Source organism: Alistipes onderdonkii (genome assembly GCF_025145285.1).
GTDB classification, from domain to species: domain Bacteria; phylum Bacteroidota; class Bacteroidia; order Bacteroidales; family Rikenellaceae; genus Alistipes; species Alistipes onderdonkii.
In genome coordinates, this window is record NZ_CP102251.1 from 1,708,416 (window position 1) to 1,722,739 (window position 14,324).

Genomic DNA, 14,324 nt, shown 5'->3' on the forward strand with positions numbered 1-14,324 from the left:
ATGAAACGCATTTTCCGTATATCGCTCTACGCGTTCCTGCTGCTCGCAGGCGCCGCCTGTACCCGCCACAAGATTATTCCCGATGAAAAGCTGGCGCAGATCTTCCACGATGCCTTCCTCACGAATGCCTATATCGGCGACGAGCGGGTCAATATCGACTCGCTGAACATCTACGAACCGATCTTCGCCCGCTATGGCTATACGACCCGTGATGTCTACTATACGATCGGCAACTTCTCGAAGCGCAAGAGTGCCCGCCTAGGTGACGTTGTCGAGATGGCGATCGAGAAACTCGAAACCGAGGGTAAATTTTACGACCGTGAGGTTGCCGTGCTCGACACGATCGACAACGTGGCCCGCCGTACCTTCACACGTACGGTCTATGCCGATTCGCTGATCCGTGTGGGGGCACTGCGCGATACGGCGCGCCTGCGGATCGCCGTCGACGTGCAGCCCGGCGAGTACGAACTGCGGCTCAAATACCTCGTCGACTCGCTCGACCGGAACGAGAAGGGGTTGCGGGGCGTCGTCTGGCTCGAAAACAGGGACGGCGGGCGCAGCAGTGTCTATTCCACGACGCTGCGCCGTAACCGGACGGAGAATTTCACCCGCCGTTTCACGGTCGACACCACCCATCGGCGCCTGCACTTGGATTTTCTGGATTTCCGCGAGAAGCCCCTGCGCCCCTCGGTGACGGTGACCGGCCTTGAGATCGACTACATCCCTTCGACGTCCGTTGCCGTCGACAGCCTTTACCAGCAACAACTCGACCTGCGAATCTTTGCCGATGAATTCCTCCGCGCAGCCATCCCGGCGGATAGCCTCTAACCTGCTTTGGACACCGCAGGGCCTGCTCCGCAATCCCCTGGTCGGGGTTGCGGCCGACGGCCGTATCCTCTCCGTCGGGACGTGTCCCGAGCCCGACCGGAGTCCCGGCACCGAGTTTTATGCCGGGGTGCTCGCTCCGGGGCTGGTCAATGCCCACTGTCACCTCGAACTCTCCTATTTGCTGGGGGTGATCCCCGAACGGTGCGGTTTTGCGGGGTTTGCCGGTACCATGTCGCAGGTGCGAGAACGCTTCTCCGCTGAACAGCGAGCACAAGCCGTCGAAGCCGCCGATGCCGCCATGTGGCAGGCCGGGATCGAAGCCGTAGGCGATATTTCGAACGGGGATGCCACTTTCGCCGTAAAATCGCGCAGCCGTATCGCCTACCGTACTTTTGTCGAGTTTTTCGGCCTGCGCGCCGCTTCGGCCGAGCACCTGCTGCCTCTGCTCCGCCATCCGCAAACCTCGCTGACCCCCCATTCGCTCTATTCGGTGCAGGATGCCCCCCTGCGTGCGATCGCAGCCCGGGGCGATGCCCCGCTTTCGATCCATTTCATGGAATCTCCCGGCGAAGCGGCGCTCTTCGAACACCGCGGCCCGCTGTGGGAGTGGTACGCGAAGGCCGGTTTCTCCTGCGATTTCCTGCATTACGGCTCCCCGGCCGAACGCCTCGTGGCCTGCGTGCCGCACGACCGCCGCGTGATCCTGGTGCATGACTGCTGCATAACGCAGCGCGATATAGATATCGTTATGGGACATTTTACGGCGCCCGTATGGTGGTGCCTGTGCCCCCGTTCCAACCGCTATATATCCGGCCTCGAACCCCCTGTGGAGCTGTTACGCCGCAATCGCCTCAATATTTGCCTCGGAACCGACTCGCTGGCTTCGAACGACCGGCTTTCGGTTTTCGAGGAAATGCGTATGTTCCCCGGCATTCCGCTTCCCGAACTGCTCGCATGGGCTGCCAGGGGCGGTGCACAGGCATTGGGAATGGAGGATGAATTCGGCGAAATAGCTCCCGGCCGTCGTTGTGGCCTCACGGTCGTTTCAGGGTTGGATTACGACACGCTGTGCCTCACTCCGGCGTCGCAGATCCGCCGTATTCTCTGACCCGGATCTTTTTCCGAAGTCTTTCGCAATATTCTTTCGGGGAGAGTCCTTCCTGTCTTTTGAACATCCGGCTGAGATGCTGGGGATATTCGAATCCGAGTCCGTCCGCCACCTGTGCGATGGACGCCCCGGTTGCAAAGTCGCTTTTCGCCCGTTGGATAACATATTGACGAATGTAGTTGCTCGCCGTATCTCCGGTCGTCTTTTTTATCATATCGCCGAAATAGTTGGGAGACATACAGAGTTTGTCGGCGCAATATTGTACGGTCGGGATGCCGAGCGTCAACTGGGTCTTCTCCTCGTAATAATCACGCAGCAAGCTGTCGAATTTCATGAGTATATCCGAGTTTTCCAGCTTTCGGGTAATGAACTGCCGGTTGTAGAAACGCTGGCAGAAGTTCAGCATCAGTTCTATATATCCCACGATAATGGCGTTCTGGAGTTCGTCGGGCCTTTTCTGAAGTTCGTCCCGGATTTGCCGCATCAGCAAGACGAATATATCGTGTTCTTCGTCGGTCATGTGCAGGGCTTCATTGACACGGTAATCGAAAAAGGAGTAATTCTTTATGGCCTTTTCCAGATGGGTCGCGTGCAGCAGGTCGGGATGAAAAAGCAACGCCCATCCCGTCAGCATCACCTGTTCGCCGTTATCCTCCTTCCCTCCTATCTGGCCGGGAGCCACGCAGATGACGGTTCCTTTCTTGTAGTCGTATTTGCCGCATCCGTATGCCAGATCTATTTCCGCTTCATCGTGAAAGAAGATTCCGTACACGCTGTAATTGTTCAGGCTGTGACGGACGGGGGACACTTCTGCGTAATCGATGACACTGACCAGCGGATGGCGGTCGGTGTGCCCGACATAGCGGCTGTAATCGCCTACATTTCGTATCTTCATAATCTTAGCCATAGCATATGCAAGATTGGTATCTATGGACAAAAATACACTATTTCAATCAAATAGCCGAATGTCTATGAGCCAAAATCAGTAAAAAAGGTATGAACTTCCCACTTATCGTTACGCCCGCTTGGGTGTGATACGCTAACTTTGCATTATCAAAAAAAGGATCATGAATAAACGGATAGACATTCCCTCCGAATTGTATGAGGATGAAGTGGTCTGCTTTCTTGCAGACCGTTATCATACTACTGCGAGGAAAGTGGTGCAATGTTTTCTTGCACAGACCGGATGTACCCCTGACGAGGATATATCCCTTTCGGATTTCCGTTTGGAAGACAACGAGATGGAAATATTGCGGGGATTGACCCGCGTGCATCATTCATGAAAAATTTGAAACTATGGACAGGAGAAACTTTTTGAAAATGTCATCCATGACGGCACTGTTGGCAGCCGGAGAGTGGACGGGATTGTCCAAAGTTTTTGCGCAAACCCCGTCGCCGCCGAAAAACGGACGTTCAAACGACGTTGTCCCGTCGAACGGTATGGAACACCGACAGATAGGAGGTTTGGATGTATCGTCCATCGGGCTCGGCTGCCTGCCGATGGCCGGTTACTATGGCGGTAAGTACGACAAGCAGGACATGATAGCGCTGATTCGTCGCGCCTACGACAGAGGCGTGACCTTTTTCGATACGGCGGAAGTATACGGGCCATACACCAGCGAGGAATGGGTGGGCGAAGCCCTCGCCCCCTTCCGGGACAAGGTGAAGATCGGCACGAAATTCGGTTTCGGGGTCGAGGAGAGGCAACCGACGGCGTTGAACAGCCGTCCCGGCCATATCCGCCGTGCGGTGGAAGGCTCGCTGCGCAGGTTGCGTACCGACCGCATCGACCTGCTGTACCAGCACCGTGTCGATCCCAATGTCCCGATGGAGGATGTGGCCGGGACGGTAAAGGATTTGATGCAGGAGGGCAAAGTGCTGCATTGGGGCATGTCGGAAGCAAGCGCCCGCTCCATTCGCCGCGCCCATGCGGTATGTCCCGTGTCGGCCGTGCAAAGCGAATATGCCATCTGGTGGCGCGAGCCGGAAACGAAGATATTCCCGACACTTGAAGAACTGGGCATCGGTTTTGTCCCGTATTGCCCGTTGGGGCGGGCTTTCCTTACGGGAGTGATTGACGAGAATAGCCGTTTTTATCAAGGAGACCGCCGGTGGAACCTGCCTCAGTTTACGCCCGAAGCGTTGAAACACAATATGCCGCTTGTATCTCTTGTCCGCCGATGGGCAGAGCGCAAAGGCGTGACCCTCGCGCAGTTCGCCCTCATATGGATGCTTTCGCGCAAGTCGTGGATAGCTCCGATACCCGGCACGACTAACCCTGGCCACCTCGATGATTTTCTGGGTGCCGGCAATATCCGCCTCACGTCCCGTGAAATGGAAGAATTCGACAGGGAATATGCGAAGATCGACCTGATGGGACACCGTGCCGATCCGTTTACCGAAAGCCAAATCGACAAATAAATTTGTTTATGAAAAAGATACGACTGGTCTCATTTTTACTGGTTGCCGTCCTTTCGACGGTAGCCTGCGGCAGTTCCGATCGTGAGCCGTTCACCCCCGGACAACCCGAAACGCCCGAACAGCCGGGTGGCGACGACAATGGAGAACCCGATACGCCTGCTCTCGGCGGTAACGGTCGCTATCTGGTGCTTTACGCTTCGCGCACGAACAATACCGGGCGTGTGGCGCAACTGATTCAGACGACGCTCGGCTGCGACCTGCTGGAAGTCGAGCCGGAAACGCCTTACGATAACGACTATAATGCCATGTTGGAACGCTCTCAGGAAGAACTGGCGGCCATCCGGCAAGGCGATTATCCGCCCGTCAAGACTACTGTTGAAAATTTCGATGACTATGATATGATATTTTTCGGTTACCCGATCTGGCACGGCAGTATGGCAACGCCGATGCAGACGTTCCTGCACGGGCATGCCTCGAAGCTTGCCGGGAAGCGGATAGCCTTGTTCGCCACAAGCGGGAGCAGTGGAATTTCCACATCGGTCAGCGAGGCCCGCAGCCTTTGCCCCGATGCCACACTTATGGAACACACATTATTATTGACATCTTCAACACTGTCACAAATGACAACCCGTGTACCTGCATGGCTTGAAGAAATAGGAGCAAACCGGGAAGAGCAGGACAAGCCTGATGCACCGGATGCAACCTCTTTGAAAATGAATATCACGGTCGGTGACCGCACGCTCACTGCCACAATGGAGGACAATGCCGCAGGCAGGGATTTCCTGTCCCGGCTTCCGCTTGAGATTACGCTGAACGACTACAACGGCACGACTGAGAAAATCTTCTATCCCGATCCGGCTTTGACGACGGAAGGCGTCACGCGCGGTTGTGCCCCCACGCCCGGCGACATCACGATTTATGCGCCGTGGGGTAACGTGGCCATTTTCTGCAAAAACTGGTCGCACAGCAGCGACCTGATTAAAATAGGCCGCATCGACGGCGACGGGATCGACGCCCTGAGCATCGGCGGCGATATTCGCGTGAAAATAGAGCGACTGTAAAACCACTATAATATTATGACCATCGAAGATTTCAAAAATTATGTAAAGACGGGACAGGCCCTCGATACGGAGGAAATACACCGTTTCATGGACGAGATGAGCGACGAGGCTCGTCGTGTCACCTTCCGGCTGAATACGGCTTACCATACGCCGGACGAGGTGCGGGGATTGCTCTCCGAACTATTCGGCTGCCGAGTGCCGCAGTCGCTCCGCGTTTTCCCGCCGTTCTATGCCGATTTCGGCAAAAATATCAGTATGGGTGAGAATGTGTTTGTCAACGCCTGCTGCCATTTTCAGGATCACGGCGGGGTGACGATAGGCGACGGATGCCAAATCGGGCATAATGTAGTGTTTGCCACGCTCAACCACGGGCTTTCGCCCGAAAAGCGCAAATCCACCTGCCCCGCACCCATCGTACTCGGGAAAAATGTCTGGGTAGGCTCGAATGCGACTATACTGCAAGGCGTAACCATCGGCGACAATGCCGTCGTCGCAGCGGGAGCGGTCGTGACGAAAGACGTGGCGGCGAATACGATCGTGGGCGGTGTCCCGGCAAAGTTTATCAAGGCAATCTGACAAAAACGAGGCGATATGATAAGATCTATTTTAAGCGTGCTGCTCTTATCCGTTATGCTGTCATGCGGCACGACGGTGAAAGAGAGCCCGGATGAACGTAATACGACTGAAATGGGAAAGAAAAATATCGGAAGTCTGCTGGCTCTCTATCCGAAACCGATGACGGTTGTGGGTGCCGAAGTCGAAGGAAAAGTGAACTGGCTCGTAGTGGGTCACACGGGAATTATCGGCCACGACCGGATACTCGTAAGTATGAGTAAAAGCCATTATACCAATCAGGGAATAAGGAAATCGAAGAAACTATCCATCAATCTCGTAAGCCGCGGGATGCTGCCCAAAGCCGACTATGTGGGCAGCGTGAGCGGAGCGTCGGTCGATAAATCGGGAGTGTTCGAGTATCATATCGGTGAAAACGGTACGCCTGTCATCGACGCTTCTCCGCTCACAATGGAGTGCGAGGTCGTGGATGTCTACGAAACGGAGGGCTTCGACAACTTTATCTGTTCCGTAGTCAATACCTATGCAGACCCCGATGTGCTCGGCAGCGACGGTAAGCCCGACTACACCCATTTGAAACCCGTGCTGTTCGATTTTACGACCTATTCCTATCTTGCGACGGGAGAGGTGATCGGCAAGTGTCTGAACCTGGACAAACAGCCGGGCATGTGCGCCAAACTGCCGATGGCCTCCGACGGCATTGTGCGGTTGTCGAAAGTCGAGGTTTATCCGGAATATCTCGAAGCCTATTTGGAGTATGCGACTCAAGTCGGCGAGGTTTCCTTGCGCACCGAGCCGGGAGTATTGACCATGTATGCAGTCCGCGAAAAGGAGAATCCTTGTATGGTGACCATTCTCGAAACCTACGCGAGCCGGGAGGCTTATGAAAAGCATATCGCCTCGGAACATTTTCAAAAATACAAACAGGGAACGCTGCATATGGTCAAGACGCTGGTGCTCTCCGACCAGATCCCGCTCGATCCGGCAAACAGAATCAATAACTTCATCCAATAAAAGAAACGATTATGAACAGAATTCTTTTATTTTCAGTATTCAGCATTTTAACATTCAACGTTATGGCACAGGAAAAGATCGTACAAACGGCAGGGCGCAACCAGTTGGGGGAGTTCGCCCCGAAATTCGCGGAACTCAACGACGATGTCCTTTTCGGCGAGGTGTGGAGCCGCACCGACAAACTCGGCCTGCGTGACCGCAGCCTGGTTACGATCACATCGCTCGTCAGCCAGGGTATCACGGACAGCTCGCTGACATTCCATCTTCAGTCCGCGAAGAATAACGGTATTACCCGCACGGAGATCGCCGAGATCATCACGCACATAGGGTTCTATGCGGGATGGCCTAAAGCGTGGGCGGCATTCCGCCTCGCCAAAGACGTGTGGGCGGAAGATACTGCCGGAGAGGACGCCAGGGCGGCTTTCCAGCGCGAGATGATCTTTCCCATCGGCGAGCCCAACACGGCCTATGCACAATATTTTATCGGGAACAGCTACCTCGCATCGATTTCACGGGAGCAGGTGAACATTTCCAACGTTACCTTCGAGCCGCGTTGCCGCAACAACTGGCATATCCACCGTGCAGCGAAGGGCGGCGGCCAAATGCTTATCGGTGTTGCCGGCCGCGGCTGGTACCAGGAAGAGGGCAAGCCGGCGGTGGAGATTCTTCCCGGTACGGTCATCCATATTCCCGCTAACGTAAAACATTGGCACGGCGCAGCGGCCGACAGCTGGTTTTCTCATCTGGCCTTCGAGGTGCCGGGCGAGAATACCTCCAATGAATGGTTGGAACCCGTAACCGATGCGCAGTATGACCGGCTCCCCGAATGAGGGCCGGTTTTTTGCGTGCGAACTTGCGGAGCCGTCTGCTCGCGTAATGCATCGGGCGGATGCGGGTAAAGTCAGTTCGCGGTTCGGTATTCATTCGGCGTGCATCCTGCCATTTTCTTGAACCAGCGGCTGAAATGCTGCGGATAAGGGAACCCCAATTCACAGGATATTTCGCTGATGGATTTCTTCGTGTCGATTACGCGCTCTTTGGCTGCGTCTAGCATTTTCTGCTGGATATGCTTCAGCGGGGACATTCCGGTCTCCTTCTTCAATAAGTCCCCGAAATAGTTGGCCGAAAGACATAGTTTATCCGCACAATACTGTACCGAAGGCATCCCCTTTTCGGCCGGGGCATCCGATGCGAAATAATCATCCAGAAAGCCCTCGAAACGGGTCAGGATATCGTGGTTGGCATTTTCACGGGTGATGAACTGCCGGTCATAGAAGCGGATGCAGTAGTCGAGCAGCAGTTTGACGTTGTCCACAATCAGCGGCTTGCTGTGCTTGTCGATGGGATATTGCAACTCCGTCCTTATCTTTTCCATACATTCGATTACGGTCTTGCGCTCCTGTTCCGAAAGATGCAGCGCTTCGTTGGCGTTATATGAAAAATAAGAGTATTCTTTCATCATACGGGCCAGCGGCGTTCCCCGCAAAAGCTCCGGATGGAAGGCCAGTATCCACCCTTCGGGTTGATGCAGCAATCCGTCGTCCTCCGATCCCATTACCTGACCGGGTGCAATGAAAAGAATCGCTCCCCGCTGGTAGTCGTAGGCGCTTTGCCCGTATTTGAGCTGTCCGCAAATCGTGTCTTTCAGCAATATGGCATATACATTATATAATTTCCGGCAGTAATACAGGGGTTTCCCCCTGCTTCCCTCGATAACGCTGACCAGAGGATGCAGCGTCTCCACGCCGAAATAGTCGTTGTATTGCTGAATGGTGTCGATTTTCATTATTTCATTCATAATCCGATCGTCTTTATTTATTGCAAATATACTTTTTCTCTTCATAACCGCCTGATAATCCTGCACGGATTTCCGACGGCAACGCAGCGGGGCGGAATGCTGCGCGTCACCACGCTACCCGCGCCGATTGCAGTCCTGTCTCCGATTTCCACCCCCGGCAGGATCGGCGGAGGAACGCCGATCCAGACTTTCGACCCGATTCTTATCCCATGCATGATATTCCTTTTCGGGTAGCAGATTCTTTTCCATGGCCATAACTCTTTTCCGGCAATACAAAAATAGACGATCCTGTTTAACCGGGCTGTATCAATTTTACAGATACGGCAACCAAAATCACTGATGGCGGAAGGCGCTGAACCTCCGGCCGATGAAATTGGTCATTCAATCCGTAAAATTGATACGGCCGGGGCGAGAATCTCTGTATATCTTTGCATCGGATAGATAACCAACCAAATATAAATATGGAAAAGGGACAAATCCGAGAGAAAGCCATCTGCCGCCGCGGTTTTCTGAAACGGGCGGCATTGGCAGGCGCAGCATTTTGCGTCGCCCCTGCATTCGGGAAAGCAACCGCCGCAAAAAAGGCGGTCATGGGACGACCCGCAACTGCGTCCACAGGCATGGCCGCCATGGCAACCCTTCACGGCTTCCGCACATTAGGCAGCGGCAATGCGGCGTTTCGGGTTTCGGCTATGGGTTTCGGCTGCATGGGGCTGAACCATCACCGCAGCCAACATCCTGACGAGAAAACCTGCATTCGCCTCGTCCACGAAGCCATCGAACGAGGGGTGACGCTTTTCGATACTGCGGAAAGTTACGGTTACCATGCCAATGAAATACTGACAGGGAAAGCCTTAAAAGGTTATGCCGACCGTGTGTTCGCCACGACCAAGTTCGGACATAAGTTTGTGAATGGCGTTCAGGTCAGGACGGAAGAGGACAGCACGCCCGCCAATATCCGCCGTGTATGCGAGAACTCGCTGCGCAACCTCGGCGTGGAGACGCTCGGCATCTTCTACCAGCACCGCATCGACCCCGGTACGCCGATCGAAGTCGTGGCCGAAACGGTCGGCGAGTTGATCAAAGAAGGAAAGGTTCTGCACTTCGGCCTCTGCGAGGTCAATGCCGAAACCATCCGCCGCGCCCATGCCGTCTGTCCGGTAACGGCAATCCAGAGCGAATACCATTTCATGCACCGCACCGTCGAGCAGAACGGTGTGCTGGCTCTCTGCGAGGAACTGGGCATCGGGTTCGTTCCGTACAGCCCCTTGAACAGGGGTTTCCTCGGCGGTATGATCAACGAGTACACGCAGTTCGACCCCACCAACGACAACCGCCAGACGCTGCCGCGTTTTCAGCCCGAAGCCATCCGGCAGAACATGCGCATCGTGGAAGTGCTCAACGCTTTCGGCAGAACGAGGGGCATCACCCCGGCGCAGGTCGCTCTGGCATGGCTGCTGAACAAGAAACCTTTTATCGTTCCCATTCCCGGCACGACGAAACTTTCGCACCTCGAAGAGAACCTGAGGGCGTCCGATATTCGTTTTGCAGCCGAGACGGTGAAAGAGCTTGAAGATGCCGTTGCCGCCATTCCGGTTACAGGCAGCCGTTACGACGCTTTGCAGGAATCGAAAATACAGAGATAGCGCACGGTATGAAAAGGATGCTTGCAATCTGTATGAGTACGGCGTTGTTCCTGACAGCATGTTCTCAACGCCCGGTGCTGAAAATTGCCGAACAGGGCAGCTTTGCCATAGGCGGCAAGGTGCTGACCGATTCTCTCGGACATACCTATCACGGCGACCATGCCTATGTGTTTTTCCAAAAACCGGTCGCTGCCCGGAAATATCCGCTCGTCTTCGCCCACGGCGTAGGCCAGTTCTCCAAGACCTGGGAAACGACGCCCGACGGACGCGAGGGCTTCCAGAACATTTTTCTGCGCCGGGGATTCTCCACCTATCTCGTCGATCAGCCCCGACGGGGAAATGCGGGACGGGGAACGGAACCCGCCGCCATTACTCCTGCCTTCGACGAGGAAACATGGTTCAACCGCTTTCGGGTAGGTATCTGGCCCGACTATTTCGAGGGCGTACAGTTCAGCCGGGATCCCGGGGCTCTCGACCAGTTTTTCCGCCAGATGACTCCCAACATCGGGCCGGTGGATTTCGAGGTATATTCGGACGGATACGCGGCCTTGTTCGACAAGGTAGGCCCCGCTGTCTTCGTCACCCACTCGCAGGGCGGCCCGGTGGGCTGGTTCACGCTGCGCAAGACGAAGAACATCCGTGCTATCGTGTCATACGAGCCGGGCGGGCAGGTGCCGTTCCCCGAAGGGCAAGTGCCGCAAGAGGGGCAATACGTCACCCGTTCCAATACCAGCGAAGGCATCGAGGTCTCGATGGATGTATTCATGGGCTATACCAAAATCCCGATCCTTATCTATTATGGCGACAACCTGCCGGAGACGGACGAACGACCGGAACTGTACGAGTGGACGCGCCGCCTGCATCTGATGCGCAAGTGGGCGGCTTTGCTCAATGAATATGGCGGAGATGCAACCGTGATACACCTGCCGGAAATCGGATTGCACGGCAACACGCATTTCCCGTTCTCCGACCTGAACAACGTGGAGGTAGCCGACCATCTTTCAAAATGGCTGTACGAAAAGAATTTGGATTGAAAGACCCGCGAAATGGACAGAAGAAAATTTATAAAGACTGTCGGCATGACAGCCGGGGCAACGCTTTTTCCCGGAATAGGCAAGGCGGAGGCTGCCGGGGTGCCCGATGATAAAAAAATAACAGCCTAAGAAATTAGGCTGTTATAATTATTCAAAGGAAAATCCGTCGGGAAGTCCCTCGTATTTCGATGCCGGGCGCCTATTTGCTCAGCGCGTTGCAGAGTTTCTGGTTGATCTTGCGGATACGTTCCGGCTCGACCTTCATCTCCTTGCGGTCGTAGGTCATCAGTCCGTTGACCTCCATTTCGACGTCGGTGGTCTGCGTATATACACCCGCCGAGAATCCGCGGCCGATCAGTTTGTAGAGCATTTCTGCATACTTCTCGTATTCGTCCGTCACCTCCTTGGGGGAGTTGAGGCGGATATAGCCCCAGTTGCGGTCGGGCTCCCAGAGGTGCCCCTTCATCACGAAGCCGATGCCGCCATACTCACCCAGCACCGTTGCACGGTTGGTATCGAGCAGCGTCAGGCGCGGGTTGGGGTAGTGGTGCGTGTCGAGGATGTCGCCCGTGAGGTAGTGGTTGCCGCCGCTGGCGGGGTTGACCAGACGCGAAGGATCATAGGCCTTCGTCCACTCCACGATCTCCTGGGTCTTGAATTGTCCCCAACACTCGTTGAAGGGAACCCATACGCCGATCGAGGGGAACGAATAGAGGTAGTCGATAATCTCTTTCCACTCTTTACGGAAGTTGGCCTCCGATTCTGCCGACCGGTGCTTCTCCTCGCCCGTGAAATAGTTGTGCATCTGCCACTGCGGGCCGCGGTCGCCGCTGGGCATGTCCTGCCATACGATCATGCCGAGTTTGTCGCAGTGGTAGTACCAGCGTGCGGGCTCGACCTTCACGTGTTTGCGTATCATGTTGTAACCCAAGTCCTTGGTCTTGATGACGTCGAATGCCAGCGCCTCGTCCGAGGGGGCTGTATAGAGGCCGTCGGGCCACCAGCCCTGATCCAGCGGGCCGAACTGGAATACCGGCTCGTTGTTCAGCTCCAGGCGGACGATGTCGTCGGCATCGCGGCCGATCGAGAATTTACGCATGGCCGTGTAGCTCTCCACTTCGTCTATTTTCTTGCCGTTGCGTACCAGGCTTACCTTCATGTCGTAGAGGAACGGCGATGCGGGGCTCCAGAGTTTGGGCTCGGCAACGGCTAGCTCCACTGCGGCGCCGTTGAGCGAGCTGCCCTTGGCTACCTGCGTGTCGCCGTCGAAAAGCGCCACTTCGATGCGGTCTTCAGGCTGTGCTCCGCAAACCGGGGCTTCGACGCGGAACGACTTGCGGTCGAGGTCGGGCGTGGTCTTCACTTCCTTGATATATTGCTGGGGCACTGCTTCGAGCCATACCGTCTGCCAGATGCCGCTCACGGGAGTGTACCAGATGCCCTCGGGGCGGTTCACCTGCTTGCCGCGCGGCTGGTAGCCGTCGTCGGTCGGATCCCATACGCGAACCCGGATATCGTTGGCACCCTTTTTCAGGGCCGACGTGATGTCGAACTCGAACGGCGTATAGCCGCCCGTGTGGCTGCCTACGCTGACACCGTTCACCCAGACGTCGGCTTTCCAGTCTACGGCGCCGAAGTGCAGTAGCACGCGCTTGCCGTTCCATTTCGCGGGTACCGTGAAACTGTGGTTGTACCAGAGTTCGTTATCCTTACCCAGGCTTTTCCCTACGCCCGAGAGGCTCGACTCCACAGCGAACGGCACGAGGATCTGTCCCTGAAATTTGTCGGGGGTCTGTCCCAGCGGCAGGATCGCATAGTCCCACAGGCCGTTGAGGTTTTGCCAGTCGCCGCGTACCATCTGAGGACGCGGGTATTCGGGCAATACGTTCTGCGGATCGAGCTTTTCGCCCCACTGGGTGCGGATACGGTCGCCCGCGGGTTGCCATTGCGCTACGCCGGCAAGGGTCGTCACCAGGGCGGCAGCGGTCAGGAGAATGTTTTTCTTCATACTTCGGGTTATTATTAGGTTAAAATTGTATTTCAAATCCGTACAAAATTAAGCCATCTTATCCGGAAAACAGTCCGCATATATGCACAAAAAGTATACTTGGCCGCCTGAAATCCCGCATATTCCGCATTTTTCCGGACTTTTCGCCCGTTGCAGGGTGTCAGGCGGATGCGGGACGGCGTTTTTGGACAAACGATAAAAAGACGTATCTTTGTAAACGTCTAACCGGAACCGAAGTGGAAGATTCGACATTGATAGCAAGGGTGAAAGCCGGCGACCGCAACGCTTTCAACGAACTCTACGGCCTCTATTGGGCGTCGCTCGTCAATTATGCGGGGCTGTTTGTCGGAGACGACGGTGCGGAGGACGTAGTGCAGGATGTTTTCGTCCGTATCTGGCTCCACCGCGACAATCTGCGCGACGACGGTTCGCTCCAGGGCTACCTGCTCCGCTCGGTTTACCACGCATCGCTCAATGCCCTGAAGAAAGGGGCCAATGCCACGGCCTACCGTTCGTGGGTGGCGCAGCAGATCGAGCAGAGTTGTTATGCCCATTACGATCCCGACAACAGCGAAATCATCCGTAAACTCTACTCGCAGGAGGTCGCCGGCGAGATCGATGCGGCGATCGAATCGCTTTCTCCCAAATGCCGAGAGGTGTTCCGCATGAGCCATATCGAAGGACTTTCGAACCGTGAAATCAGCGAACAGCTGGGCATCACGCTTTCGACGGTCGAGAACCATATCTATAATGCCCTGAAACAGCTCCGGCAAAAATTAAGCCACTATAAGATGCTGATTTTCTTGACAATGTATATCCTTGGCAAATAAAAA

14 protein-coding genes are annotated in these 14,324 nt (G+C 55.3%); 11 read left to right on the forward strand and 3 right to left on the reverse strand.

Annotated elements, in window-relative coordinates:
- Complete coding sequence (locus NQ559_RS07105) at window positions 1–828, forward strand: DUF4296 domain-containing protein (protein WP_018695496.1); 828 nt, start codon at window positions 1–3, stop codon at window positions 826–828.
- On the forward strand, window positions 788–1,936 hold the full coding sequence (locus NQ559_RS07110) for an amidohydrolase family protein (RefSeq protein ID WP_018695495.1): 1,149 nt from the start codon (window positions 788–790) through the stop codon (window positions 1,934–1,936). The genes NQ559_RS07105 and NQ559_RS07110 overlap by 41 nt, the downstream gene beginning before the upstream one ends.
- On the opposite strand, the gene NQ559_RS07115 is transcribed toward NQ559_RS07110, so the two are convergent.
- Window positions 1,902–2,843, reverse strand: coding sequence for a helix-turn-helix domain-containing protein (locus tag NQ559_RS07115; protein WP_051087677.1), 942 nt, complete (start codon window positions 2,841–2,843; stop codon window positions 1,902–1,904). The genes NQ559_RS07110 and NQ559_RS07115 overlap by 35 nt on opposite strands.
- Window positions 2,844–3,232: 389 nt before the next feature.
- On the opposite strand from NQ559_RS07115, the gene NQ559_RS07120 reads away from it, so the two are divergent.
- From NQ559_RS07120 to NQ559_RS07140, 5 genes are read left to right on the forward strand one after another with little or no spacing between them, the layout of a single operon-like run.
- Entirely contained in the window at window positions 3,233–4,357 is a 1,125-nt protein-coding gene (locus NQ559_RS07120) for an aldo/keto reductase (protein WP_026318299.1), read from the forward strand.
- An 8-nt stretch (window positions 4,358–4,365) separates the two neighbouring features.
- Window positions 4,366–5,418: a cyclophilin-like fold protein gene (locus NQ559_RS07125; protein WP_033395183.1), complete on the forward strand. Its 1,053-nt coding sequence runs from the start codon at window positions 4,366–4,368 to the stop codon at window positions 5,416–5,418.
- Window positions 5,419–5,433: 15 nt separating this feature from the next.
- Entirely contained in the window at window positions 5,434–5,994 is a 561-nt protein-coding gene (locus NQ559_RS07130; RefSeq protein WP_018695489.1) for a DapH/DapD/GlmU-related protein, read from the forward strand.
- Between the two features lie 15 nt (window positions 5,995–6,009).
- Window positions 6,010–7,005, forward strand: coding sequence for a flavin reductase (locus NQ559_RS07135; RefSeq protein WP_026318298.1), 996 nt, complete (start codon window positions 6,010–6,012; stop codon window positions 7,003–7,005).
- 11 nt (window positions 7,006–7,016) lie between these two features.
- Window positions 7,017–7,835 carry a carboxymuconolactone decarboxylase family protein gene (locus tag NQ559_RS07140; protein WP_083923832.1) on the forward strand — a complete coding sequence of 273 codons (819 nt, stop codon included), beginning with the start codon at window positions 7,017–7,019 and terminating at the stop codon, window positions 7,833–7,835.
- A gap of 71 nt (window positions 7,836–7,906) precedes the next feature.
- Here NQ559_RS07140 and NQ559_RS07145 read toward each other — a convergent pair whose 3' ends face one another.
- A complete protein-coding gene (locus NQ559_RS07145; RefSeq protein ID WP_018695486.1) occupies window positions 7,907–8,803 on the reverse strand; it encodes a helix-turn-helix domain-containing protein in 897 nt (298 codons plus the stop codon).
- A 461-nt stretch (window positions 8,804–9,264) separates the two neighbouring features.
- On the opposite strand from NQ559_RS07145, the gene NQ559_RS07155 reads away from it, so the two are divergent.
- The 3 genes from NQ559_RS07155 to NQ559_RS07165 are packed head-to-tail and all read left to right on the forward strand — an operon-like array spanning window position 9,265 to window position 11,612.
- On the forward strand, window positions 9,265–10,449 hold the full coding sequence (locus NQ559_RS07155; RefSeq protein ID WP_026318297.1) for an aldo/keto reductase: 1,185 nt from the start codon (window positions 9,265–9,267) through the stop codon (window positions 10,447–10,449).
- 32 nt (window positions 10,450–10,481) lie between these two features.
- Window positions 10,482–11,483: an alpha/beta hydrolase gene (locus NQ559_RS07160; protein WP_370866384.1), complete on the forward strand. Its 1,002-nt coding sequence runs from the start codon at window positions 10,482–10,484 to the stop codon at window positions 11,481–11,483.
- 12 nt (window positions 11,484–11,495) lie between these two features.
- Window positions 11,496–11,612, forward strand: a complete 117-nt coding sequence (locus tag NQ559_RS07165; protein ID WP_018695483.1) for a twin-arginine translocation signal domain-containing protein — start codon at window positions 11,496–11,498, stop codon at window positions 11,610–11,612.
- A 70-nt stretch (window positions 11,613–11,682) separates the two neighbouring features.
- Here the strand turns inward: NQ559_RS07165 and NQ559_RS07170 are convergent, their stop codons facing one another.
- A complete protein-coding gene (locus tag NQ559_RS07170; RefSeq protein WP_018695482.1) occupies window positions 11,683–13,491 on the reverse strand; it encodes a glycoside hydrolase family 2 protein in 1,809 nt (602 codons plus the stop codon).
- Window positions 13,492–13,727: 236 nt separating this feature from the next.
- Here NQ559_RS07170 and NQ559_RS07175 point away from each other — a divergent pair, with 236 nt between their 5' ends.
- Entirely contained in the window at window positions 13,728–14,321 is a 594-nt protein-coding gene (locus NQ559_RS07175; protein ID WP_046517982.1) for an RNA polymerase sigma-70 factor, read from the forward strand.
- Window positions 14,322–14,324 lie beyond the last annotated feature (3 nt).